Origin of the sequence: Aeribacillus sp. FSL K6-1121, assembly GCF_038003725.1 — a bacterium.
Lineage (GTDB): Bacteria > Bacillota > Bacilli > Bacillales > Aeribacillaceae > Aeribacillus > Aeribacillus composti.
Window position 1 is genome coordinate 1,603,373 of the sequence record NZ_JBBOPS010000001.1, and the last position, 24,594, is coordinate 1,627,966.

Consider the following 24,594-nt stretch of genomic DNA (forward strand, 5'->3'; position numbering starts at 1 on the left):
CTAATGAAATGAATCGCAATCGACTCAGACGGCACACTTTTAACAAATGATCATATGATTAGCGAAAAAAACCGTGAAGCAATTGTAAATGCACAAACAAAGACAAAGCCTCTTTTACCCATTTAAAGGCAGAAGAGGCTTTCTGTTTTTCTTTCCGCTATTTTCTTTTTCCGCACGTTCAATCATTGTTGGCACGGCTCTTTTGAAACATAAATAATTGGCAATTTGGCTGTATGATAAATAATGGCCTCCAGACGTCAAACAAACTTCTCTCTTTCGTATTGCTTGCAATTCCTCATAGTGAAGATAAAAACGGATACGGGCATCACGTCATTATTGGTCATGGAGACTTGCAATTCCTCATAGTGAAGATAAAAACCCCAAAAAAGTGTTATATACGCATTTCATTTTTAATGCTTGATTGATTATTTCCAGGGAAACTTTGCCAATCCTTTGATTTGCATCGGTTCAACAGAGATTTTTGCACGATTGGGTGAGACGACAGTTGGCATATTCAAATCATTGAGACCGTCTTCTGTAAAATAACCACCATCTCGGAATATGAACTGATTTTTGTCGCGATTGACGGAGAAAAATATTGGAAAAAATGGCTTGACTTAAACATCCAATTCGGTAGAATAGAAAAAATATTGAATCTTTAAAATCTTGAAGTTAGGAGACTAAACTAAAATGATGTTACGATTTCACTATGCTTGGGTTATTTTATTTGTCACGTTTTTATCTCTTTTAGCCGTTCAAGGTGTTCGTCTTTCTTTCGGGGCTTTTGTCGAACCTTGGGAAAGGGAATTTTCAATAGACAGAGGGACGGTATCGCTAATTTCGACATTAAGCTTTATCGTTTATGGACTTTCCCAACCATTTATAGGAAGGTTAGTTGATAAATTTGGGCCTCGTATAATCCTTTCTGTCAGTACTTTTTTGGTGGCAGTTAGTATTCTATTAACAGCTTTTGTCCATCATCCATGGCAATTGTTTATTCTATATGCCATATTTGTATCACTTGGGGTTGGCGGAGCGTCAAACGTGGCTGCAACAGTAGTCGTTACAAACTGGTTTAATGAAAGACGAGGATTTGCTTTAGGGATTGTCGAAGCAGGGTTTGGAGCCGGACAAATGCTGTTGGTACCAGGATCTCTATTATTAATTCAATGGTTGAATTGGAAAGCAACGGTCATCATCTTGGGATGTTTTTTAATGATTGTTGTGTTTCCAATTGTCCTGTTAATTTTACGAAACCATCCTAATGAAAAAGGTATGTTGCCAATTGGCGGAATGGATCAAGAAGAAAGCACAACTGAACAGCCAAGTAAATTCAATGATTTTTCAATTTGGGATGCTTTTCGTAAAAAACAATTTTGGTTCTTGATTTTACCATTTAGCGTTTGCGGTTTTACCACTACAGGTTTAATGGATACACATCTTATCCCTTATGCCCAGTTGTGTGGAGTTCCAACAAGTGCGACTAGTGCAGCAGTAACTATATTGGCTGCTTTTAATATTGTAGGAATACTATTTTCTGGTGTGTTAGCAGATCGCTGGAGCAGTCGAAAAATGCTCATCTGTCTATATGTTATACGGGCATTATCGTTGTTTATTCTATTCTATAGCTATAACCCTCTGCTATTAATTATTTTCGCTATCGTTTTTGGATTGGTTGATTTTTCCACTGTTGCTCCTACACAATTGTTGGTCACGCAATACTTTAAACAACACTCTGTTGGTTTTATCATTGGTTGGCTATCTTTCAGCCACCAAATTGGATCAGCACTAGGAGCCTATGTGCCGGGTTTACTATACAGTTACCACGGGAATTATAAGTAGCTTTTTATTTTTCAATAATCATATTAGTCATTTCAGCAATCCTCACCTTCTTTCTTCCTGAATTTTCTAAAGAAAAGGTAACGATTTAGGAGAAGGCATCTATGCGATTTTTTGGAGACCTCGAAACCTGTTGTCACTCGGCAAAAAAGCTGAACAAATTCGTAAGACTGACCTATTCATTTATTTATTGGGCCAACCTCAATATTCGCAGATCCCCTGTTCACATTTTTATTTGCCTAACCAAACTTCCTGTTTCGGTTTTCCGACAAGTCCTTTAAGGCTGCAGATAACGTGCTAAAAAAATTTTGAAAACTTTTCACGGAACATGATTGCAAAATGGAGGATACGGAAAACGTTCAAAAAAAGCTGTCCAGAAAGTCAAAATCCATTGAAAACGAAACATTATAAACATTGATATATCAACGTTTCTAAAACATTAAAGGGGCGTCTATAAGCCGGAAAATCGACTTATTAGACAGCCCCCTTACCCTTTCCATCATAACTTCAGCCATTGGCCAAGAGGCTTGGAAGCCCGTATGCGCCCGTTGTCAAATACCAATTTCCCCCGTTGAAATGTCGCAAAGATTTTGCAAGGAAATGTATGATTGACATATAAACTATGCTTGTGTTTTTGAAGCAAACTGTTTTTCTCGACTGTGAAAGAATCTTTTAAACTTATAATCACAAAATCTGCGTCTTTTCCTTTTGCAATTTCCCCTTTTTTCCCGTCCAATCCAAATCGTTTGGCGGGTCTAGCAGCTGTCCAATGAATCAGCTTCGGAAAAGGAATGCGATAGCGAACCGCTAGTTCGATCATCGCCATCAATGTAAATTGTCCCCCGCTGATTCCTCCCCAAACATTGAAAAAATTCGTTTCATCTTCTTTCAAGCTCCATGGCGACGGGGAATGGTCGGATGCGACAAAGTCAATCTGATCTTTTAAAAACAAATCAACCAATTTTTTTTGGTCGTTTAATTCGCGCAATGGGGGAGCGCATTTTGCAACCGCTCCAAGCTTTTTCGTATGTTCATGGTCAAACAAAAGATAATGCGGGCACGTTTCCAATGTGACATCAAGTCCTCTTTTCTTCGCTTGCTGGATTTCTTCAACGGCTTCTGCACTGCTGATATGAACGAAATGCAAAGAACAGCCGGTCTGTTCCGCAAATGTAATGGCTTTTCTGACAGCTAGCCATTCCGCAGCAATCGGTCTTGATTGTAAATAATCGTCCGGACCGAATTTTTCTTGCCGCTCTTTTTCTCTCTGCAAAAATTGCACCATTGCGCCGTCTTCTGCATGAAGAGCCAAAATTTTACGCAAGCCGGCGATCGTTTTCATTCCATTCAAGAGCGTATTATCATCAACCGCTGCGAACTCTTTATTGCCGCTCGGAGACATGAAAGCTTTAAATCCGACAACTCCTTTTTCGGCAAGAGGCGCTAAATCATTTTCATTGCCCGGAACAAGCCCGCCCCACAATCCAAAGTCAACGAATGACTTTTCCTCGCCTATTTTTCCTTTTTGTTGAAGAGCTTCAAGATCAGTTGTAGAAGGGACACCGTTGAGCGGCATATCAAAAAACGTTGTACAGCCGCCCGCTGCAAGCATAGATGAACCTGTTGAAAAGCCTTCCCAATCCTCTCTGCCCGGTTCATTGAAATGAACATGGACATCAATCAATCCGGGAAAAACGTAATGGCCTTCCGCATCCCAAACGACATCGGCTTCCCCGTCAATGTCATCGCCAATTTCAACAACAATGCCGTCTTTAACAGCTAAATTTGTTTTTTTCACTTCGTCATGAAACACAACGCTGCCGTTTTTGACAAGAGCATCATATTTCACTCGAACCATCTCCATTCTTATCATTAAAAAAATGGCATCAGCTGAATTTTATATAGATCAATGGACTGAACGCTTTCTCTTCCATCTGAATGAATTTATCAATTTCTCAACCGATTGCAAAAATGAACGCGATGATAATCAAAATTTTGCGCCATTGACACAATTTATCGATGAACTACACTAGAAGAAACTGCTGACTCCTTTCTTTGTTTTCCATACATACTCAGCGCTGCTTGTGCTCCTTCACCTCTGTTTATGCGAACACCGTGATAGATGAGAACTGCCTCCAATGCTGTCAGCAGCTTGAGAATATTTTCTTTGCGGCAGCTGTAGCCCATTGTACCGATCCTCCAGATTTTTCCGTGGAGCGGGCCAAACGAGCTGGCAATTTCAATCCCGAATTCATCCAGCAGCATGCGGCGCACGGATTCTCCATCGACGCCCTGCGGAATGTTGACGCATGTGACGGTCGGCATTTTAAAGCGTTTATCGCCGAACAATGTGAGTCCCATTGCTTCCAGCCCGGCCATTAATGCCCGTTCATGGAGGCGGTGGCGTGCAAATCGATTATCCAATCCTTCCTCCATAATAAGCCTCAAGCCTTCACGCAATGCGTAAAGCATTGATGTAGCTTCCGTATGATGATTTAATCGCCGCGGGCTCCAATAATCTTGAAGCTGGCTTAAATCAAAATAGTTGCTAATAATTGTTTGACCTGTGGCCATTTGCTGATCCAATTCCGTCCGAATTCCTCTTTCTACCTTTTTACGCGACAAAACAATTTTTTCAATTCTGTCATTATATGTGATGGGAGCCATCCCTGATGGAACCGATAAGCATTTTTGCGTCCCGCCGATCACGCCGTCAAGCTGCCATTCGTCGACATTCACGTCCGTTCCTCCAATTGTCGCAACCGCATCGACTACAAGAATTACATCCATCTCCCGGCAAGCTTTCCCGATCTCCTCAAGCGGCTGCATGCACCCCGTTGAGGTTTCCCCATGGACGATCGCGACTATTTTCGGCTGAACCTTCTTTATTTCTCTAATTACATCCTCCGGGTCAAACACCGTTCCCCATTCACGCTCAATTGTAGTGACATCAGCCCCGTAACGTTCGCATATTTCGGTTAATAAATAGCCGAACCGGCCATATATTGGGATCAGCACTTTGTCGCCCTGTTCGATAATGCTCGCCAGCATCGCTTCAATGCCCGATCTGGAGGTTCCATCGATAGGGAACGCCCATTTGTTGTCCGTACGAAATAAATAACGAAGCATTTCCATTACTTCATTCATGATCGAAGTAAATGCAGGATCAAATTGGCCTAAAATCGGCGTACTCATCGCCTGCAAAACTCTCGGATCGACTTCAACAGGCCCCGGTGTCATGATCGTTCTATTAGGTGTCTGTAGAGGCAGAAATTTCATTTCGTCCACAATCCTTTCTTTTAATATGCCAATCTATATAAATAATGGATTAAAAACTTAACGCCGCTTTCTAAATGAGCCGCTGCGGTATATTCCTTCGGCGAGTGGCTGATTCCGTTATGACTCGGGACAAAAAAAAGCGCAGTCGGACAATAGGTTCCGAACATTTGCGAATCATGTCCCGCTCCGCTAACCAATATTTCATGAGACAGATTTTGCTCTTCTGCAATTTCTTTTGACAGCCTCAGCAATTGTTGATCCATTTTGACCGGCTTGACGTTCAGCCATTCATTTAACAAAATATCGACATTGTATTGTGCGCTCACATTTTTAAAATGACGTGAAAATGTTGAACAAAATTGCTCCAGCATTTCTTCCTCGTGATGACGGATATCGATCGTAAAAACGACTTCACCTGCAATCACATTCGGAATGTTAGGTTCAACCTTTATTTTGCCGACGGTCACTCTTAGTTGGTCGCACACCTGTTTGGCTTGTTTCATTAAATAGGTAATCAGTTCAGAGGCAATGGCCACCGCATCTTTCCGGCAGGACATCGGGGTTGTTCCTGCATGGTTGCTTTCACCGACAACCTTTACTTGATAGCGGCGCTGACCAACAATATCGCTGACAATGCCCAACGATTTTTTCTTTTTTTCTAACACAGAGCCCTGTTCGATGTGCAGCTCAATAAAGCATTGAATATCGTTTCGAAATGGCTGGCGAAATCTTTCCTGTCCAAAACCGCATTCATTCATTGCTTGCACAAACGAAATCCCTTTAGAATCAACAATTTTTTGTATATGTTTAAAAGAGCGCCTCCCCGTTACAGAGCCTGACCCCCAAAATGTAAGCGGAAACCGGCTGCCTTCCTCTTCACATAAGGATACGACCTCAATCGTTTTTTTTGGTGTTCCAAAACGCTTTAATAAATAATGAGTCGCCAACAAGCCGGCAATAATGCCGTATGCGCCGTCATATTTTCCTCCTTCAATAACCGTATCGATATGCGAACCAGTTAAGATTGTTTTGGAGGATGGAGATGATCCTTCTGCTCGGCCGAACAAGTTGCCGACGTCATCAAAATATGGAGCTAATCCGCATTCCTCCATTTTCTCCTTCAACGCTTCCTGCGCTGACAGCCATTGTTCGCTATATAACAGCCGGGTAACTCCCCCTTTTTCCGTTTTACCGAATGTTGCAAGCCATTCGATCAGCCTTTCAACTTCCTCTTCAAGCTGAATGGGCCCAAGTAAATGAACTGTCATGTCTCTTCCCTCTTTTCTATTCAAAATAAGCAAATATCCTTGTTACATTTTGTTCCATAAAATGTGAATTTACTTTATTTTATCGTTATTCTTTTTCATATACATTGGCAATTTTGATATAAATTTCACCATCTTTTGTGCATGTTCACTAAAATTTGAAGACAAAGGGGCTGAAAAAATGAAAATTTCCGAAATATTAAAAATTCCCGTTATGAAAAATGCCAAGCTCATCGCCGGCCATAACGGAAAAGATCGAGAAGTTTTCAGCGTCAATATGATGGATGCACCGGATATCATCGATTTCCTGAAACCGAATGAACTGCTTGTAACAACTGCCTTTCATTTAAAAGACAATCCGAATGATCTGCTCGCACTCATCAAAAATATGGCGGATCAGCAATGTGCAGGGTTGGCAATTAAAATGAAGCGATTTTTGGAAGAAATTCCGGAGGCTTGCCTGAAGTATGCAAATGAAAAAAATTTCCCAATTATTGAATTGCCGATTGAGGTTACGTTAGGAGAGGTTGTGAACCAGACATTAAGCTATATATTGGACAAACGGACAAACGAATTGCTCAATGCGATTGAAATCCATCAGCAATTTACAAACCATATTTTAAGAGGAAAAGGGCTCGTCTCATTACTGGAAAATTTGGCAAACTTGATCGGCTGTCCAATTTTACTGTTGGATCAGCACTTTCAAATGATTGCTTCTTCATCTTCCGTTACATCGAGTCTGCCGGAAATCGAGGAAATGTACACAGACGGATTTCGTTTTTTCTTACAGCCAAGCTCTTACACTTGTTTTTCCATTATTTCTAGTAAACGAACTGTTTCCGTTTTTCCCATTTACACTCATGAAAGCAACAGCGGATGTTTAATTGTTTTTGATGCCATTCCTTTTCACAGTCCTTCGCATGTGTTGACGATTGAACAAGCGACAAATGTCATTTCATTTGAATTGATGAAAAAAAATGCTCTTAAACAACATAAACGAAAAGTTCAAAATGAATTTTTTATCAATTTTACAGATGGCGCCTTTCAATCAAAAGAAGAGATTGTCATTAAAGCAAAAGAATTTAAAATTCGCAATGATCAATCGTATTTTTGTGCAGCAGGAAAATTGGATGAAAGAAAAAAATCTTTAACGTTTACACAATTCCATAAAGAAAATGAACGGATTTTTGAATTTATGGAAAAAGAAGCTGATGCGTTCCCAAATCCTGTTCATTTTTTTGTGAAGGGGAACGTAGGCATTTTGCTCTTCCCGATTCAAAAATCATGGCTGGAGCTTCATTCTTCCATCATGCCGTTTTTAAAGGAATTGCAAGCGAAAATTAGAAGCAGGTTCCAACGGACTGTCTCATTCGGCATCGGCAGTCTTTGCCAACAATTTTTAGATGTAAAAAAAGGCTATAAAGAAGCGTTGGAAGTGCTGGAAGAAGAACAGTATTCCGGAAATCAAGAATTCATTCAAATTCATAAGAAAAAAGATATTTATACGCTATTGAAAATGATTCCAAAAGAAGAGCTGATTGATTTTTACGAACAGATTTTGACAAACCTTTCAGACCCGGCAGACACTGAAAAACAGGCTCTGCTGCAAACGCTGTTTTTATTTTTGGAAAATCATTGTCAAATTTCTGAAACAGCCAAAAAGCTTTTCGTTCATCGCAATACGGTGATCTATCGATTAGAAAAATGCGAGGAGCTCATCGGAAAAAGCTTAAAGGATCCGGAAGCCACTATTAGCCTCCGCTTGGCATTCCGCATAAAAAATTTGCTTCAATTATAAAAAAATTGAGGCAAGAGCTTTAGTAAATGAAAATGTAATTTGTCTATAAAGCTTTAGATACATTAACTAAATTTTGCAAAAACGATTATGTAATTCAACCAATGACTTCACTACATCGTTCTTTTATTATGAAAAACAAATAACATCTAGTGTTAGATTTTTTTACATAAGAGGAGGAGAGGTCACTTGACAAATCAAAATGGAGGAACTCATCTTTTTTCACTTGGTTTGCAGCATGTACTGGCGATGTATGCAGGCGCCATTGTTGTTCCTCTTGTTGTCGGAGGAGCGTTAAACCTTTCGACGCAGGAGCTGTCATATCTAGTTGCGATTGATTTATTGACATGCGGAATCGCCACCCTGCTGCAGGCGTTCAAAACAAAATATTTCGGCATTGGTTTACCTGTCATATTAGGTGCTTCATTTGTTGCTGTTACACCGATGATCGGGATAGGAAAAGAGTACGGCATCAATGCAATCTATGGATCGATCATTGCCGCAGGAATATTCATTATTCTTTTTGCTCCGCTCTTTGGCAAAATAACAAGATTATTGTTCCCGCCGGTCGTGACAGGTACAGTTGTCACCCTTATAGGACTGTCCTTAATACCGGTCGGGATTAAAAACATGGCGGGCGGTGCAGGAAGTCCGAAATTTGGTGATCCGGAAAATTTGCTCCTTTCATTTGGGGTTTTTCTTTTGATTTTGTTTATGAATCGATTTTTCACAGGCTTTTTTCGGGCAATCTCTGTGCTTATCGGGATTATCGCGGGTACGGTCGCCGCGGCTTTTATGGGAGAGGTTGATGTGAAAGAAGTAATGCAAGCTTCATGGATTCATTCTCCGAAATTTTTGTATTTCGGTCCACCTACTTTTGAGCTTGTGCCGATCTTAACAATGACATTAGTTGGCATTGTCATCATGATTGAATCGACTGGCGCCTTTTTAGCCCTAAGCAAAATTTGCGGAAAAGATCTTAGCGACCAAGATCTTGCGCGTGGATATCGTGCCGAAGGATTGGCTTTCATCATCGGCGGTTGTTTGAACGCTTTCCCGTACAACACGTTCGCTCAAAACGTCGGACTTGTGCAGCTGACAAATATAAAAACGAGAAGCGTTGCGATCGTTGCCGGCTTTATACTTGTCACCCTTGGATTTATTCCGAAAATTGCTGCTTTTGCCACGATGATCCCAACATCTGTATTAGGGGGAGCAATGGTGATCATGTTTGGCATGGTCGTTGCTTCAGGCATTAAAATGTTAAGCACTGTTGATTTTCAACAGCAAAGCAATTTGTTAGTAATTGCCTGCTCCATTTCCCTCGGATTGGGTTCCACAGTTGTTCCTGATTTGTTTGCACAGCTGCCGCCTATGCTGCGAATTCTTTTTAGTGATGGGATTATAACAGGCAGTCTTACAGCCATCTTTTTAAACTTATTTTTTCACCATTTCTCACTGAAAAAATCTTCTGCTGACGAACAGTTAACACCGACAACGATCAAATTTTAAAAACGAAAGGAGAAAGCCGAATGGACATAGAACAAGTTAACCAACTCAGTGCGGCTGAATTTATTGAGAAGCTAGGCGGGATATTTGAAGATTCAACATGGGTGGCAGAAAAAGCAGAAAAATTCCGCCCGTTTTCTTCCGTGCAATCGCTTTTTTCCAAAATGGCTGAGATCGTGGATCAAGCTGACGAACACGAAAAATTGGCGCTTATTCGCAATCACCCTGCTTTAGGCGCAAAAACAAAAATGACCCGATTTTCGCAAACAGAACAACAAAAAGCGGGGCTGCAAAAACTGACAGATGAAGAATTCGATCGAATGTTAAAATTAAACGAAACGTATATGGAAAAATTTCAATTCCCGTTTATTTTGGCTGTGCGCGGCAAAACAAAGCAGGAAATATTTGCATCGATTGAACAGCGAATCAAAAACAATGCGGAAGCAGAGATAGAGCAAGCAATAGCAGAAATTAAAAAAATTGCCTATTATCGACTGAAGGATATAGTGAAAGAAGAGAGAAATCTATGCTGACACGTACATTCCATTTTGATAGAACAAATTGACTTTCGTAATTTTTGATCTTTTGCACAGTACGAAGCCATATTCTTTTTAAGCGCCATAAATGGCGGTACAACTGAATCTGCTGAGAAATAATAACCAAAGAAACTACACGCTGGTTAAATAGTGAAAGAAAGCCGTGATTCAAATGCCATGCCCCGTCAGACAAGCGCTTCCAAAGTAACAAAACGGGCTTCCAAAATGAAAAACGAGGCAAATAAAAAGGTCAATAAGGAGATGGAATATGAAAGGATTAACAACACATATTTTAGATTTAACTCACGGTACGCCTGCACAAAACGTCAAAATCGAGCTGTTTTCTGCTACAGATCAAAACGAAACGGAAAAACAGCTGCTCAAAACCGCATTCACAAACGAAAACGGTCGGGTTGACGAACCGCTCATCACTGAGCAGCAATTAACACCGGGAACTTATGAACTTCTGTTTTACATTGGAGATTATTTTAAAAACAAAGGTTTATCCTTGAAGGAACCGCTGTTTCTTAATCACGTCGTCGTCCGCTTCGGCATTTCTGATGCAAATACCCATTATCATGTTCCATTGCTTATTTCACCGTGGGGGTATCAAGTGTATCGGGGAAGTTAATCGGATACAAATACTTTCTTCAACAACGTCATGAAAAAACGGGGCCTTCCAAAAGTCAGCGTTACTGACTTTTGGGAGACCCCCTTTATTTAAAAAAGCAAAAAAAATCGTCCCTTCTAGTAAAATAAAGTTGCCTCACAACATTTCAGAAAGGACGATTTTATGAGCAACAATTGGAAGCTGGAGCGAAACAAAAGAAAAACAATCAAAACAGATAAAGATGAGAACCAAACCTAGAGGAAGCCGCTATGAAATTAGAAGAAAAAGTGGAAAAGTTATCAGAAGAAATCGAAAAGGAAACAGATACAAACATACATAAGGACAAACAACAACAGCGCAGTCAATGAAAGAAATCTGTGAAGCAAATTCGAGAAGATTTTATCCTACGGCAGGTTAAATACAAGGAACAAAAAGAAATCTTTGGCAACCGTAACAGCTATTCTAAAACGGATAAAGACGCAACCTTCATGCGCATGAAAGAAGACCATATGAAAAATGTGAAAAAACGGAACTCATCAATATATATTTCAAATTTACTATTTACGTTCATCTCCTCTATCAAATACATCAGGCTATCAGCAAACAGGCTTACGCCCATAATAATGCGATTCGCTACTTTTATTTTACATTCAACAAACACTTTGGATATGAGGATAAATTTTTCAATATTGTAAAAATGGAAAAAAGGAATATAATACTAGTAAATATGTTAATATTTTGAAAAATTAGAAATAAGGAGGATTTTAAAATGCTTAAGAAAATAGGTTTATTGTAATTGCATTTTTATTTTCCCTAAATTTTACTAGAGTAGAATTTGCTGCAGAAAACGATGCAAATGTTAATGAAGAAAGTCTTACACAAGAAGAATTAAACTATCTGTAAATGAAGTTGGCAACACTCAAGAAAAAGCTGATGCTCCATTGAAGTTGCTAGACAATTAATTGAAGAGGGAGCTAAAGTTATAGATTCTAGATCAAAAATTATTACTATATATGAACCAAAAGATGTTAAACCAGGACAAATTAGTACTATGGGAACTATTGCTTCTTCAACTTTAAAATTAGGTGGAACAGTATATAAAGTAACTAGTGATCGTTCAAAAGAAGATAAATTTTATATATATGGTAACTTTCAATGGTTAAAAACACCTTCTTTTCATTTAGTTGATAAAATGACTATTGGTTTCCCTTCAAATTCAGGATTATATCTACCAACTAGCGGAGGAACAGTAAAACAGCACCAACATAGATATTCTCAAGATCCTCAAGGAAATGGACGTTCGATTGATTATTCAATTAAGTATTCTCCGAGTAATTGGGAGCCAAGTGCTGGTGTGGCTGGCTCATATGATTTAAAACCTTCTACTAGTCATACAAAACACAAAGGGTACATTGGTCAATATGTATATTTTCCTAAATCAAAAAATGCTAAAAATGGAATATGGTCATCAAAGAATTGCTGGAACACCTAGTATATCAATTTATCCAGCAGGTTTATCAATCACGTCAACTCCAAAAACAGATACAAAATCATACGCATTAACTTTATCTTATTAATCTAGTTGGAGTGGTAAGTCTATGATACAAACGATTGCCAACTTTATTCTTATTCTAGTTGTATCGGTAATTTTATTTTATATACTTAATTATGATACTTCTTTAGATAGTGAATTAATACTATCTCTTTTAATTATCATTTCTCTACAAACATCATTGATATTAGCTATTTTATTAAAAAGAAAATAACTTTCTTAAAGGGATTGTCCAAAAGTTGAACTGTCCCCTGTCAAGCAGACAATGGAAATCATAAAATTGCTTTAAACGGCTTGAGCTCTAAATTCTAATGGGCTTAAGCCGTTTAATTTTTCTTGATAGCGTTTGTTATTATAAAACTCTTAATCGCTTGTTGTAACGCTTTAAACGTTTCATATCGTTTCAGATCATACCTTTCACACGTTCAGGTTGCCCAAAAAGATTCCATTGGGTCGTTTTCCATGCAGCGTCCCACTCTTGACATACTATGTGTTCGCTTTGCTTCGATTATTCGCTTCTTAAGCCCATGAGATGTACTATAAATCAAAAGTTGTTTATGTTCTTTTAAACTTGTGATAGATTAAGTCCTGAATGTTGTGTAAAAAAAGCAGCGGTTTGATTTGCCAGGAATCTAGGGCAGGGTTGGACTTGACCCTTGCGATAGCGTGATCAACTGTTTGAAACACAAATTGATGATTGTTCGAATGCCCTAATACATAACTATACAGATCTAGAATTGCACTCAAATACGCTTTTTTACCGTTTCCTATCTTGAATTCCGTGACATCCGTCAGCCATTTTTCATTTGGCTTACTTGCTGTAAATTTGCGATTTAATACATTCTCAGCCACATGCACCGCTGATGATGAAACGTAACGGTTCTTTTTACAACGAATCACAGATTGAATACCGGTTGTTTTCATCAGGCATATATTTGTTTATGGGTCACTTATTTTCGATGTATGACGAATTTCATTCGGCGATAGCCATAAATTTTTAACGCTGCAGACAAGGAAACAAGCCGAAAAACGCTAAAATCTATAATTTCTTTCAACTGATCATGTTAAAAAAAATCGCCGAACTGCTCCGCCTTCTTAACATTTGCTGTCTAAGCGAGAAGTTTCTTTTTCAGCAAGCTTTTGAACTGCTCTAATAATACCGGAGTAGCCTGTGCATCGGCAAAGATTTCCTGATAAACCGTCAACTATTTGCTGACTAGTTGGATTCGGATATTGATCCAAAATCGCTTTGACAGCCATAATCATTCCTGGGGTGCAATATCCGCATTGGAAACCTCCCTCTTCCAAAAACGCCTGCTGAATCGGATGAAGCCCTTTTTCCGCAAGTCCTTCAATTGTAACAATTTCTTTTTCATTTGCTTGATAAGCTCTGACTAAGCAGGCATTCACTAGCCTGCCGTTCATGATGACAGAACAGGCGCCGCAGCGGCCAATTCCGCAGGAAATCTTTGTGCCAGTCAGATGCAGCTGCTCTCTTAAAATGTCAACTAGCCGAGCGGCCGGATGAATCTCAAGCTCTTTCTTTTTGCCATTCACAAAAATCGACATGCGCATTCGTTCTTCAGACGGTAATTTTATACTTGCGCTCATTTGCTTGTCAGCCATTTGCTCATCTCCGTTTCCATCATCTTATTGACGATTTCTTCCCTTGATACCGGCAGCTTATTCACCCAGATGCCAGTCGCATCATAAATGGCCATTGCAATGGCAGGGGCAACAGCAACCGTGCCAATTTCCCCGACGCCTCTTGGTCCATATTCATCCTCTTCGCACAACTCCTCGATTGCGGTGATGTCAATTGAAAGGGGGACATCTTTTATCGTCGGAATTAAATACGAATCAAAGTTTTCCGTTACATATGATCCTTTTTCTATCAGCGCTTCTTCCGTTAATGTATAGCCTAACGCCATCACGGATCCGCCTTCAATTTGCCCCAAATATCCTTGCGGAAAAATAACAGGACCAGCGGCAACGGCTTGCTCTAATTGTTTTACACGAACAAATCCAGTTGCCAGATCCACTTCCACCTTAACGGCACAAGCTGCAAACGAATATAAAAAATGTCCGCCTGGTATGGAGCAAGGGGTTGCCGGAAAGTCAAATCGAGTTTCAATGATCAGCGGCTTGTCTATCGTTTGTTTTGCCAGTTCTTTGTATGAAATCAGCAGCTCATCTTGGTGCCAAACACCTTTTTCGCCTATTTTTAATTGGCTGACGGGCACATCCGTACATTGCGAGGCTCTTTCCAACAGGCTGTTTTGAAACGGAGCTTTCATCCGTTGAATGGCTTGCCAAACCATGCTCGTACCCCTTGAAGCAGTTGATGATCCTGAACGCGGGACTTTGTCCGTATCGCCGATGACAATGTGTAAATCCTCTCGGGAGCAGCCTATTGCTTGAATGGCAATTTGTTCAATCACTGCGAGCAAGCCTTGGCCAAATTCTTCAAACCCAAAAGCAATTTCGATTTTTCCTTCCTCGTTCAATGAAATTCTCCCGCCAGCCGGATCTAAACGTCCATAGCCCAGCCCTCCGCCGTGCATGGTGATTGCCACCCCGACGCCTGTCTTAATCAAGCCGTTATGATCTTGTTTTCGGCAGCTGTTTAATAGTTTCGATTGGCTGATCTGTTTTAAAACTTGTTGAGCGCCGTCAGTTGGGGCGATTTTTTGCCCGACAGGCCCGGGATCATGTGCCTGGCGCAGATTTTTTTGTCTGAGTTCAAGCGGACTCATTCCAAGCGTGACCGCCAAGCGATCGATTTGCCCTTCCAATGCGAAGGTTACTTGGTTTCCACCAAAGCCTCTAAATTCACCGGCAACGCCGTTATTCGTAAAAACCGAATAGCCTTCAACTTGAATATTCGGGATCATGTATGGGCCTATCGCATGTTCAACCGCAAAATCCAATACTGCGGGGCCTAACGTTGCATATGCGCCGGTATCCGCTATAATTCGCACTTGATGGGCGATGATTTTGCCGTTTTTTTTCGCACCTGTTTTCATTTTAATTTTCATCGGATGCCTTTTGATACCTGACCGCACCGATTCCCTTCTCGTTTGATGAATTTTTACAGGAAATCCCGTTTTCAGCGCCAATAAGGCTCCGTACGGCTGGATGTTTAATTCGTCTTTTCCGCCAAAAGAGCCGCCAAGCGGGCTTGAGACGACGCGGATGTCTTCTTCCGGCATATTTAAAATGCGGGCTAATTGATATCGGTCTTTATATCCATGCTGAGTGCCGGCATACACCGTCAAAGTGCCGTCTTTTTCCGGAACAAACACCCCGCCCTCTGTTTCCATGTACGCATGCATTTGCCTTGGAAGTTGATACGTTTCCTCTACAATACAGTCGCATGATTGAAATGCTTCTTCCACATTGCCGCTTTGATAAGATGCTTGGTGTAGGATATTCCCGTTCGGATGGAGCTGCGGAGAAGAAGGGAGCATAGCCTGTTCCGGATCATCAACAACCGGCAGCGGCTCATATTCCACTTCGATCAGCTGAAGCGCCGCTTCAGCGATTTCCTCTGTTTCCGCAGCAACAGCCGCGACAGCATCGCCGACAAAACGAACTTTATCTTTGCATAAAACAGGCTGATCAGGAAAGATTAAGCCAAACCCGTTTAAACCTGGAACATCCTTGCTAGTAATGACAGCCCGAACTCCCGGCAATTCCTCCGCTTTTTCCGTTGAGATCGAAACGATATTGGCATGCGGATATTCGCTTCGCAAAATTTTTGCAAACAGCATATTCGGAAACGAAAGATCTGTTAAAAACTTTAAATGTCCAGTTACTTTTTCTACTCCGTCCGGTCTGATGCACACTTGTTTCAATCTCAATCCCTTCCCTTCTTCATAATCCAAATTGAAAAAGCTCGTATCTGAATATATTAATCTTTCTCCTCTAATTTTTTTAGCTCTGCTATGACTATGTTGGCGGCGACCCGCCTGCGGTAATCCGCTGAAAAAAAAGCATCGCCGACAGGTTGAAATTCAGAAAAGACCGCCTCATGCACCTTTTTTAGCATAGCGGACTCAACCTTGCGTCCGGCCAGCAATTGCTCCGTTATTCTTAACCGCCTTGGACGATTCTCGCCTCCGCCTGCTGCCAACCGCGCAAAGTCAATTGTTCCGTTGTCATTTTGGCCGATTATCCCTGCAATGGTGACGACAGAACCTGAAAACGCCTCTCTCCTCCCAATTTTTTGATAAAAATGGACATATGATGGCGGAGCTGAAATTTCCGGCACCACTATTTCCGTTATAAGATCATCCTTGAATTCTTCATTCAACCAATGATCTAAATCGATTTTTTTTATGTCGTCCCCATCAAAACAACCGATTTTCGCTTCCATCACTAACAGGGCGGGGATGGCATCACCAATTGTTGAGGCGACGTTTCCGCCGATCGTTCCAACATTGCGCACGGCTGGTGCAGCAATGGTCTTGACAGCTTTGGTCAATAAAGGCCATTTCGCTTTTATAATGGGATAGCGGAGGCAGTCAGCCAATCGGATAAGCGCCCCCAAGTGAAGAAAGTTTTGGCCGCCATCTTCTTTTTCATATATCGCTTCTAAAATTTTTATGTTCTCAAGGCTGATTAAATGAGATGGCTGCGGTGCTCCTTTTTCCCATTTTGTTTGCCATAATGTTCCGCCGGCTATAAAGTGTGATTCTAATTGCAATAGCTGCCGCAATCGCCATGCTTCTCTTAAATCTGTTGGCATCCATATTTTTGAGGACAATGTTTTCAACTTCATCCCCCTTCCTTTGATAGTAAAATAACGTGCTTTTGCAACCATATTGCGATAAGAAACGGAAATGCCTTGTGGACGTCCGCATTTGACCGATTGTGCACCATTATCGCCTGTCCGCTTCCTTAAATGGGGATAACAAAATCGGCGGACTCGGCAAGCGATCCAGCTTGGCAGCATCCTCATCAAACAACTTATTGCTGCGTATCAAGTTTCGTATTGAAAAATGAGATCGTTGATGATTTCCAGTTGAATAAACGGCTGTTTTGTGCAATTGCACCGCTTGCTCTGCTATCGACTTTTCCAAGCCGACTGTAAAAGAACTCTAAAAAGGGGCTTGACAAGTTTAGATACCGCGTCGGTACATAACCATCGGTTCGTCTATTGGTCAAGTGAGCTTTGGCATTCCGATTAGTGCCTGGCTTTTTGTGAAATGTGATTGCGGCTTCATTATGCACGCACCTTCTGAGGAGATCGAAGCTTTTTCAATTGAATTAATTCTGCTAAAATGCTGATCGCAATTTCTTCAGGGCCTTCTGCCCCAATAGACAAGCCGACAGGTGAATGAACGTTTCGGGGAATTTCCTGATCTCCCAGCAAGCGTTTTGTCCGTTCTTTTGAACCGATGACCCCGATATATCGCAGGTTTTGCTGCAACAACAGCTTTAAAAGCTCTTGATCCTGTTGAAATTGGTGTGTCAGCAGCACAACAAAATCGCGGGGGGAAAAAGATATTTTCGTTGCCGCTTCCCGCGGGAAAGCGATGATAAGCTGATCGGCATCAGGAAAACGCCATCTATTGCACAACGCTTCTCTCCAATCACTAACGATAACCGAAAAACCGGTCCGCGAAGCGAAATGCGACAGTGGTACAGCATCCGAACCGGCACCGAAAATAATCAATCTCGGTTTAGGCTCAAATCGCTGAACATATACATATGAGGACAGTTCATTGCCCCAAACTAATCCGCTTTTCTCTTGCGCAGCTATGGCATCGATTTGTTTCGGCACCGCACCAGCCCATTCCCCGAACGTTTCCGTGTCTTCTGTAAAAAATAAATAATTGCTTACGGAAAAATTTTTGCCGAGTTGTTTTAGGATGAAAACGTCCTTGCCGTTTTGAAGCAAATCATGCAGCCGGGATAAATGCTTTCGCAAACGGTCATCGATGCACTCCAACAGGATGCGTATGACGCCGTTGCAGCCGGCGCCTTTTCCCCACGACAAGTCATCTTCGCTTTTCAAGTCATATACGATACATTGCGACTCGCCCTCAAGCAAAAGCTTCGCCCTTTCTTGCAGGTCATTTTCAAGGCAACCGCCGCTTATTACGCCGATTGTTTCCCCATCCTCCTGAATCAGCATTGCTGCTCCTTCTTTTCGGTAAGCGGAGCCTTCCACATCAATAATAGTGGCAAGCACAGCCTTTTTTGGCTCAGTTGTTGCAATCTTTAAAATTTCATGGATATCGTCCATAACAATTCCCCTCTTACTGAAAGAAAAGTAATGAGAATGATTGTTTTGTTCAAACGCAATCATCAACTGTTTCTTTCTCTTTGCATACACAATGCGTTGGCAATATACGCCACGTTTCTCCCCAGGCGACCAGCCATTTTTAATTCTTCATCAGACGGCTTTCGCGAACCATCAGGGCCGGCTAAAACTGTTGGTCCATACGGAGTTCCGCCAATGGGGGCGTCTGTTAAATATTCCGGATTTTGAGTATAAGGTAATCCGATAATGATCATTCCGAAATGGAGAAGCGGTACGATGGATGTTAAGATGGCCGCTTCATGCCCGGAATGAATGGAACCAGCGCTTGTAAAGATGCCCGCGGGCTTTCCCTCCAGTACGCCTTCCACACAAAGGTCGCCGATAGTTTCTAAAAAATATTTAACTTGGGACGGCATCGATCCAAAATACGTCGGAAATCCCCATATCACTCCATCTGCCCAGTGGAAATCTTCTATTTCCGCTGTTTTAAATATTTTCTGCTTTTCGCTTTCACGCTCATAATTTTCTTTTCTTTTTCCAATTTGAAATGTTGCGGAAATTCCTTTTTTATCAATCATCAACGGATTTTCTCTAATAGCCGGAATTAAACGATCAGTAAATTCGGGAATTTTTACACATCGTACATCTGTTTTCTCAATCGCCTTTGCTCCTTCGCAAACAGATTGCGCCATTTGTCTTATATGTCCGAAAGCACTATAAAAAACAACTAAAATATTTGCCATAAAGCTTTCTGCTCCTAACCTTTTAAAATTACAAATAAAAACCGATTTGAATATTTCTATATCAGTATTGGGACAGAATCAAAGCCTTTTAAATTACATATAAAAAACGGTTTCCATCGGATTGGTGTGAAGCAAAACTCTGCCCTTCTTTATCACATAGCGGCAATGGGGCTGAAGGCGAATCAAATCTATAGCATGATCAACCGGGAACGTAATGATATTTGCTTCATTTCCTACCTTTATTCCGTAATCGTTGATTTGCAGAGCTTTAGCTCCGTTTATCGATATCATGCTAATCAATTCCTCCAATTCCTTCATTCCCGTTAAATGACCTGCATGAGCAGCCATATGTGCAGCCTGCAATATATTCCCGTTACCTAACGGATAAAACGGGGTCATGATATCGTCATGGGCGATGCAAACATTGATATTTTTTTGCAGCATCTCTTTTATTCTCGTAATCCCTCGCCCTTTAGGATAGGAATCATATCTTCCTTGCATTGCCGTGTTGATCAGAGGACAAGCTACAATATGAATTTTGGAACTCGCAATCAAATCTAATAATTTGGCAGCATAATTATCCGGATAATAGGCCATTGCACACGCATGACTTGCAGTCACTTTGTCCTCCAGTCCTGATGAAATCGCCAATGATGCAACTGTTTCAATAAACCTCGATTGCGGATCATCGATTTCGTCACAAAAGAAATGAAGAAATAGGCCGTATTTTTCAGCCAAAGAAAAGCAGAATCGAATGGATTCGATCCCTTCCTCCCTCGTTCGCTCCAAGTGAGGAACAGCACTGACCCCGTCAGCGCCCAGCTTGATTGCTTCAAGCATCCGTTCCTGATTTTCCGGACATGAGAATAAACCATTTTGAGGAAAAGCAATGATTTGCAAATGGATGATATCCTGCAAGTCTGATTTCAGCTTCAGCAATGTTTTTAAAGCAACGAGACGTTCATCGGAAATATCTGCGATCGCTCTTACATATAAAACACCGAATTTCATTAACTGATTCAGCGCCTTCCTGGCTCGCTCGTAGACATCTTCCATCGTCAAAGTTTGCTTCCGTTCGTTCCATAATAAAATTCCTTCTAATATCGAGCCGCTTTGATTCCAGCTCGGCTCTCCGGCAGTAAATGCCGTATCAAGATGAATATGTGGTTCGACAAATGGCGGCATGGCTAAATCTCCACAGCCGTCTATCACTGCTTTTCCTTGCAGGGGATAAGGGGAAATTTCAGCAATGATCCCGTTTTGAATCCCGATAAAATGATGCCTTTCTTGATTGGGCAGTCTGATATTTTCTAATACAAGGTCATACATATTGTAAATTCCTTTCAAATTTTGCATATTGGCTTTCCGTCTCGTGCTGATACATCAACAACTGGCGATCGTTCCAATGTTCAGCTTTTTTAGATTGATAGAGCAGTTTTCCGTTTCGAAACACATATCTTTCAACAGGCAGATTCGTAAAGATGTCTTCTACTGATCTAGCTTTTAATAGAACGAAGCTTGCCTTCGCTCCGCATCTTACACCGTAATTTTTTAAATTTAATAATTTTGCCGGATATTCGGTAATCATCCGAATAATTTGTTTTAGGCCTTCACCGCTTCCTAAATGGGCAACATATGCAGTTAGCAAACCGATTTGCAGCAAATCCGCCTTCCCGAATGGATGAAATGGATCATGAACATTATCGGAAGCAGCCGCAAGCGTCGCCCCGCTTTGCAAAATTTCATGAATTCTTGTGACGCCGCGGCGGACAATCCCTTGATCAAATCGACCTTGCAAGTACATATTGGCACCCGGCAGCGTCACCGCTCCAATTTGTGCCGCCGCCATCCGTTCAATTAAAGAAAGAGCTTTTTCTTGTTCCATTGGCGCCAAAGAGCAAAGGTGGCCGGCTACAACTCGATTGTGAAATTGCCGCTCCATTGTTTTTTGGATAATATAATCCAGTGTGCACACGTTCGGATCATCACTTTCATCTACATGCAAATCAATCGGTTTGTCGTACTTTTCCGCCAACGAAAACAAACCGTCAATTTGCTTCTCATGGTTTTCAGCTAAATGAGGAGCTCCGCCAATTCCATCAGCCCCCATTTTGATCGCTTGTTCAATCCATTCCAGCTCTCGTTTCGAATCGTCGTCAGGCAGTAAAAACATTGGAATGACTTGAATCGTAATGTATTGTTTTAATTTTTCTTTTACGTTTAAAACAGCTGTCAACGCCCGGAACACGACGTCTTCCCCTAAAGGCAATTCAAAATTGACATGTGTGCGAATGGCTGTTGTACCATGGCTTAGTGCATTCAGTGCAGTTTTCATCGCCCGATACTCAATTTCTTCCACCGTGAAATGGGGAGATTGCTTCCGGTAATTTATTACTGCTTCTTGAAGCGTCCCGCTTGCGTTCGGAACTTTACTGAGAGAATAGGCTTTATCTAAATGCATATGAGCATCAACAAAGCCGGGCAGCAACACATATCCTTGACAATCAATGAATGAATCGGAAGATGAGTTAAGGGCCTCTAAAGTTTTAAAGTCTTCGCGCTGAAGATAAGAAGGCTGCTTTGTGATTTTTTCATATCGATCATCGTTAATGATGATTTCAAAGAGAGAACCAGGATCTTCAAGCGGCAGACAAACATTCAGCAAATGCAGTTGACTCATAGCTTTCTCCCCTTTTTGTCCAACTTGCTCCGAGGCGCATTTTTAATTTTTCGCCAAAAACTCGTTTGTGTAGGCATTGGCGATATCTTCTTTCTTTTTAATTAAACCTAGTTCATAGAGTTGATTTTGCAAGGTGTTCCACCGTTCTTGAGACATATAGCCGAAGCCGTGGTCTTTCGCATCGTGCCCGAAAATTAAGTTCAGTTGCTGTTCAGCCCCATATTCGAGCGCCTCCATTGATAAATCAGGATTATATTCATGAATAAATGGATTTACTTCATCCGAATGATCTTTATAATACTCCCACCCTTTCGTTGTCGCTTCCATAAACCGTTTGACGAGTTCAGGTTTTTCTTTGACCATTTTTTCGGTTGTAAATATTACATTGCCATAAGGCTGGTAGCCGGAATCGTGAATCAGTAAATATTTCGTTTCGATTCCTTGCTGCTTTAAAGCGAAAGGCTCCGCCGTAATGTAGCATTGGGTAACTGCCTCTTTATTCTCTATAAATGGAGTCAGCTGTCCGCTATATGCCATTTCTTTCGCATTGTCGAGCTGATAAGCCTTTTTTATATATGCCCAGTACCCCGTTCCAGGTGCCGTGTACACCGTTCGCCCATTCAAATCGGAAAAATCTTTAATATTTTGATCAGCATGGTACAACAACGCCTGCGGATTCACTTGAAAAATGGCTCCGATCGCCACAATGGGTATTCCTTTATCGCGAGCTAATAAAATATCGTCAGCTTGAGTGATTCCAAAATCGGCTTCCCCAGATGCCACTATTTGAATGGGGGAAACTTGCGGCCCGCCTGGCTCTATTGTCATATCAATGCCTGCTTCTTTATAAAAGCCTTTCATCAAAGCTGCATAGTTGCCTCCATGTTCCGGTTCGGCAAACCAGTTCGTGACTTGCTTCACTTTTTCCAATTTTTCTGAGTCCTCTTTGACTTCTTCGTTATTAGTTGAAGCTGATTGGCTGCCGCATCCAGCTAAAAGAACGAGTAGAAATAAAATGAAGATTTTTGTATATCCCTTCCCTTTTGCCTGCATACGAATCCTCCTACTATTTTTGATATTTTTCTAGTTACATTTCTGCTTCATGCCAAGAACCGATAATAAGAACTTTTTTCGGTATATTTCAGCCGTTTCAATTCATTTTCCCATCGTTACACTTGTGCATAAGAGGTGACGTCCGCTATTTTTCCTGGATTCAGCAAATGAAACGGATCATTTTTTTGCTTGATTTTTATGATTTCATCCATTCGTAAACTCCAACCGCCGAATCCCAACAAATAAGTATGCGGATCATGCACTTTAGCTCCTATATTCAGGAAAAATTGTATGATTTCATACAGCCGTTTCTCGCTTGTAAAGCGAACGACCGGCAAGGCCGTTGGAATAATTGCTCCGTTTCTTTTTATAAATTCAAAATGAAGAAGAACTTCTCCGCCAAATTCCTTTTTTAACAAATGGACTTGATGATAAAGGTGTTGAATATCAAACTCAACTTGCAAGTAAGTAATATTGTCTTCATTTTTGCAGGCCCACAGCGTGGAGTGGTTCCAAGTAAAATCCGAAAGGCGGACCCCTTTTCGATACTGCTTGGCAGGAATGGTATGTGCCAATATTCCTTTATGTTCGGCAACGAGTTCGACAAATTCACTTTTTGCTTTTTCATCGACCTCAATCATCGTTAACGTTTTTTCAGGCAAAATATATTGTTTTAAAGGAGCGAAATGCTTTGTCAAAGCTCCTTCACATACTGATAAGAGCCTTTTTTTCATAGTTTCTATGCCCGAAAATTGATGGGCGAAATTTATCGCTTCATCTAAATGGTCATGAAAAACCATTGCTTGCATCCAATCTGTTTTCTCCTCGATCGGCAATTGCAGCTCTGTCATGACACCTAAAGTTCCGTAATTGTGAATATATTGCTCGAGTTTATCGCCTGAAACAACAATTTTTCTCGGCTTTTCCTCAATTGTGTAAACCGAAGCGCTGTGCACATTGCCATCCCACAAATTGCCCCATGTAATGGAGCCGATTCCTCCCGATCCTCCCGCCACAAAACCGCCAATCGTTGCTTGAATATATGTGCTCGGCATAATTCGCAGCTCTTTTCCGTTTCGCTCTAATATCCGTTCAAGCTTGCCGATTCTTATTCCCGCTTGTACCGTTACAGCGTTTTCGCCGATTTCAAGTACTTGATGAAACCTCGTCATGTTGATCACAATACCGCCTTGAAGAGGTACGGCCTGACCATAATTTCCTGTTCCAGCACCTCTGACCGTAATCGGAATTTTTCTTTTTACGGCGAATGATATTAACGAAACTAATTCCTCTTCTGACTCCGGAAAGGCGATGCAATCGGCCAGTTTATCCTTTAGCTTTTGTGTGAGAATGGGTGAATACCAATAATAATCTTTAGAAAATTTTCCTCTTGAAGCTGCATCGAACAGAACTTTTTCCTTCCCTAAAAGCTGCTGTATTTCTTTTTTCCAAGCCATACTTC

Annotated in this window: 20 protein-coding genes and 2 pseudogenes; 7 read left to right on the plus strand and 15 right to left on the minus strand. The window is 41.1% G+C overall.

The window, feature by feature from the left end; translation table 11 throughout:
* Positions 1–18 precede the first annotated feature (18 nt).
* Positions 19–126 carry an HAD hydrolase family protein gene (locus tag NSQ61_RS20245; protein WP_431520665.1) on the plus strand — a complete coding sequence of 36 codons (108 nt, stop codon included), beginning with the start codon at positions 19–21 and terminating at the stop codon, positions 124–126.
* Here the strand turns inward: NSQ61_RS20245 and NSQ61_RS07895 are convergent.
* The gene (locus NSQ61_RS07895) at positions 115–291 is read right to left on the minus strand and encodes a hypothetical protein (protein WP_165381953.1); all 177 of its coding nucleotides are present in this window, start codon (positions 289–291) and stop codon (positions 115–117) included. The genes NSQ61_RS20245 and NSQ61_RS07895 overlap by 12 nt on opposite strands.
* Before the next feature lie 399 nt (positions 292–690).
* On the opposite strand from NSQ61_RS07895, the pseudogene NSQ61_RS07900 reads away from it, so the two are divergent.
* Positions 691–1,931 (plus strand): annotated as a pseudogene (locus NSQ61_RS07900) (MFS transporter).
* Positions 1,932–2,338: 407 nt separating this feature from the next.
* On the opposite strand, the gene NSQ61_RS07905 reads toward NSQ61_RS07900, so the two are convergent.
* From NSQ61_RS07905 to allC, 3 genes are all read right to left on the minus strand, one after another.
* Positions 2,339–3,688, minus strand: coding sequence for an allantoinase (locus NSQ61_RS07905; RefSeq protein ID WP_130158015.1), 1,350 nt, complete (start codon positions 3,686–3,688; stop codon positions 2,339–2,341).
* A gap of 164 nt (positions 3,689–3,852) precedes the next feature.
* Positions 3,853–5,118 carry a pyridoxal-phosphate-dependent aminotransferase family protein gene (locus tag NSQ61_RS07910; RefSeq protein ID WP_130158017.1) on the minus strand — a complete coding sequence of 422 codons (1,266 nt, stop codon included), beginning with the start codon at positions 5,116–5,118 and terminating at the stop codon, positions 3,853–3,855.
* Between the two features lie 20 nt (positions 5,119–5,138).
* Positions 5,139–6,386, minus strand: a complete 1,248-nt coding sequence (allC, locus tag NSQ61_RS07915; RefSeq protein WP_340806644.1) for an allantoate deiminase — start codon at positions 6,384–6,386, stop codon at positions 5,139–5,141.
* A gap of 178 nt (positions 6,387–6,564) precedes the next feature.
* Between allC and NSQ61_RS07920 the strand changes: the two genes are divergently transcribed.
* From NSQ61_RS07920 to NSQ61_RS07940, 5 genes are all read left to right on the plus strand, one after another.
* Positions 6,565–8,181: a PucR family transcriptional regulator gene (locus NSQ61_RS07920; RefSeq protein WP_327873176.1), complete on the plus strand. Its 1,617-nt coding sequence runs from the start codon at positions 6,565–6,567 to the stop codon at positions 8,179–8,181.
* A 186-nt stretch (positions 8,182–8,367) separates the two neighbouring features.
* Positions 8,368–9,690, plus strand: coding sequence for a nucleobase:cation symporter-2 family protein (locus tag NSQ61_RS07925; protein WP_327873175.1), 1,323 nt, complete (start codon positions 8,368–8,370; stop codon positions 9,688–9,690).
* A gap of 20 nt (positions 9,691–9,710) precedes the next feature.
* The gene (uraD, locus tag NSQ61_RS07930) at positions 9,711–10,220 is read left to right on the plus strand and encodes a 2-oxo-4-hydroxy-4-carboxy-5-ureidoimidazoline decarboxylase (RefSeq protein WP_327873174.1); all 510 of its coding nucleotides are present in this window, start codon (positions 9,711–9,713) and stop codon (positions 10,218–10,220) included.
* A gap of 271 nt (positions 10,221–10,491) precedes the next feature.
* Positions 10,492–10,854 carry a hydroxyisourate hydrolase gene (uraH, locus tag NSQ61_RS07935; RefSeq protein ID WP_327873173.1) on the plus strand — a complete coding sequence of 121 codons (363 nt, stop codon included), beginning with the start codon at positions 10,492–10,494 and terminating at the stop codon, positions 10,852–10,854.
* 1,030 nt (positions 10,855–11,884) lie between these two features.
* Positions 11,885–12,325 carry a hypothetical protein gene (locus NSQ61_RS07940; RefSeq protein ID WP_339212491.1) on the plus strand — a complete coding sequence of 147 codons (441 nt, stop codon included), beginning with the start codon at positions 11,885–11,887 and terminating at the stop codon, positions 12,323–12,325.
* A gap of 345 nt (positions 12,326–12,670) precedes the next feature.
* Here the strand turns inward: NSQ61_RS07940 and NSQ61_RS20250 are convergent.
* The 11 genes and pseudogenes from NSQ61_RS20250 to NSQ61_RS07990 all read right to left on the minus strand — a co-directional run.
* Positions 12,671–12,742 (minus strand): annotated as a pseudogene (locus NSQ61_RS20250) (IS3 family transposase); the annotation flags it as partial.
* Positions 12,743–12,940: 198 nt separating this feature from the next.
* Entirely contained in the window at positions 12,941–13,309 is a 369-nt protein-coding gene (locus NSQ61_RS07945) for a hypothetical protein (RefSeq protein ID WP_340808175.1), read from the minus strand.
* Positions 13,310–13,480: 171 nt separating this feature from the next.
* The gene (locus tag NSQ61_RS07950; RefSeq protein WP_082829479.1) at positions 13,481–14,011 is read right to left on the minus strand and encodes a (2Fe-2S)-binding protein; all 531 of its coding nucleotides are present in this window, start codon (positions 14,009–14,011) and stop codon (positions 13,481–13,483) included.
* Positions 13,993–16,248: a xanthine dehydrogenase subunit D gene (gene pucD / locus NSQ61_RS07955; protein ID WP_340806649.1), complete on the minus strand. Its 2,256-nt coding sequence runs from the start codon at positions 16,246–16,248 to the stop codon at positions 13,993–13,995. Before pucD ends, NSQ61_RS07950 begins: the two co-directional genes overlap by 19 nt.
* A 50-nt stretch (positions 16,249–16,298) precedes the next feature.
* Complete coding sequence (locus tag NSQ61_RS07960; protein WP_340808077.1) at positions 16,299–17,168, minus strand: FAD binding domain-containing protein; 870 nt, start codon at positions 17,166–17,168, stop codon at positions 16,299–16,301.
* A 444-nt stretch (positions 17,169–17,612) separates the two neighbouring features.
* Positions 17,613–18,638 carry an XdhC family protein gene (locus tag NSQ61_RS07965; protein WP_340806651.1) on the minus strand — a complete coding sequence of 342 codons (1,026 nt, stop codon included), beginning with the start codon at positions 18,636–18,638 and terminating at the stop codon, positions 17,613–17,615.
* A gap of 62 nt (positions 18,639–18,700) precedes the next feature.
* Positions 18,701–19,399 (minus strand): NAD(P)H:quinone oxidoreductase, encoded by a 699-nt coding sequence (wrbA, locus tag NSQ61_RS07970; RefSeq protein WP_063386893.1) that lies wholly within the window; start codon positions 19,397–19,399, stop codon positions 18,701–18,703.
* A 93-nt stretch (positions 19,400–19,492) separates the two neighbouring features.
* Positions 19,493–20,728 (minus strand): amidohydrolase family protein, encoded by a 1,236-nt coding sequence (locus tag NSQ61_RS07975; RefSeq protein WP_339195117.1) that lies wholly within the window; start codon positions 20,726–20,728, stop codon positions 19,493–19,495.
* Positions 20,721–22,079, minus strand: coding sequence for an amidohydrolase family protein (locus tag NSQ61_RS07980; RefSeq protein ID WP_340806654.1), 1,359 nt, complete (start codon positions 22,077–22,079; stop codon positions 20,721–20,723). Before NSQ61_RS07980 ends, NSQ61_RS07975 begins: the two co-directional genes overlap by 8 nt.
* Before the next feature lie 42 nt (positions 22,080–22,121).
* Complete coding sequence (locus NSQ61_RS07985; protein ID WP_340806656.1) at positions 22,122–23,132, minus strand: ABC transporter substrate-binding protein; 1,011 nt, start codon at positions 23,130–23,132, stop codon at positions 22,122–22,124.
* Positions 23,133–23,248: 116 nt separating this feature from the next.
* Positions 23,249–24,589, minus strand: coding sequence for an FAD-binding oxidoreductase (locus tag NSQ61_RS07990; RefSeq protein WP_340806658.1), 1,341 nt, complete (start codon positions 24,587–24,589; stop codon positions 23,249–23,251).
* Between the last annotated feature and the right edge of the window lie 5 nt (positions 24,590–24,594).

Coding starts and splice junctions, on each gene's coding strand:
- NSQ61_RS07910 (WP_130158017.1), bottom strand. CDS start 5,118: ATGAAATTTCTGCCTCTACAGACACCTAATAGAACGATCATGACACCG.
- NSQ61_RS07950 (WP_082829479.1), bottom strand. CDS start 14,011: ATGGCTGACAAGCAAATGAGCGCAAGTATAAAATTACCGTCTGAAGAA.
- wrbA (WP_063386893.1), bottom strand. CDS start 19,399: ATGGCAAATATTTTAGTTGTTTTTTATAGTGCTTTCGGACATATAAGA.
- NSQ61_RS07965 (WP_340806651.1), bottom strand. CDS start 18,638: ATGGACGATATCCATGAAATTTTAAAGATTGCAACAACTGAGCCAAAA.
- NSQ61_RS07990 (WP_340806658.1), bottom strand. CDS start 24,589: ATGGCTTGGAAAAAAGAAATACAGCAGCTTTTAGGGAAGGAAAAAGTT.
- NSQ61_RS07980 (WP_340806654.1), bottom strand. CDS start 22,079: ATGAGTCAACTGCATTTGCTGAATGTTTGTCTGCCGCTTGAAGATCCT.
- uraD (WP_327873174.1), top strand. CDS start 9,711: ATGGACATAGAACAAGTTAACCAACTCAGTGCGGCTGAATTTATTGAG.
- NSQ61_RS07975 (WP_339195117.1), bottom strand. CDS start 20,728: ATGTATGACCTTGTATTAGAAAATATCAGACTGCCCAATCAAGAAAGG.
- NSQ61_RS07940 (WP_339212491.1), top strand. CDS start 11,885: ATGGGAACTATTGCTTCTTCAACTTTAAAATTAGGTGGAACAGTATAT.
- NSQ61_RS07945 (WP_340808175.1), bottom strand. CDS start 13,309: ATGAAAACAACCGGTATTCAATCTGTGATTCGTTGTAAAAAGAACCGT.
- uraH (WP_327873173.1), top strand. CDS start 10,492: ATGAAAGGATTAACAACACATATTTTAGATTTAACTCACGGTACGCCT.
- NSQ61_RS07985 (WP_340806656.1), bottom strand. CDS start 23,132: ATGCAGGCAAAAGGGAAGGGATATACAAAAATCTTCATTTTATTTCTA.
- NSQ61_RS07920 (WP_327873176.1), top strand. CDS start 6,565: ATGAAAATTTCCGAAATATTAAAAATTCCCGTTATGAAAAATGCCAAG.
- allC (WP_340806644.1), bottom strand. CDS start 6,386: ATGACAGTTCATTTACTTGGGCCCATTCAGCTTGAAGAGGAAGTTGAA.
- NSQ61_RS07960 (WP_340808077.1), bottom strand. CDS start 17,168: ATGAAGTTGAAAACATTGTCCTCAAAAATATGGATGCCAACAGATTTA.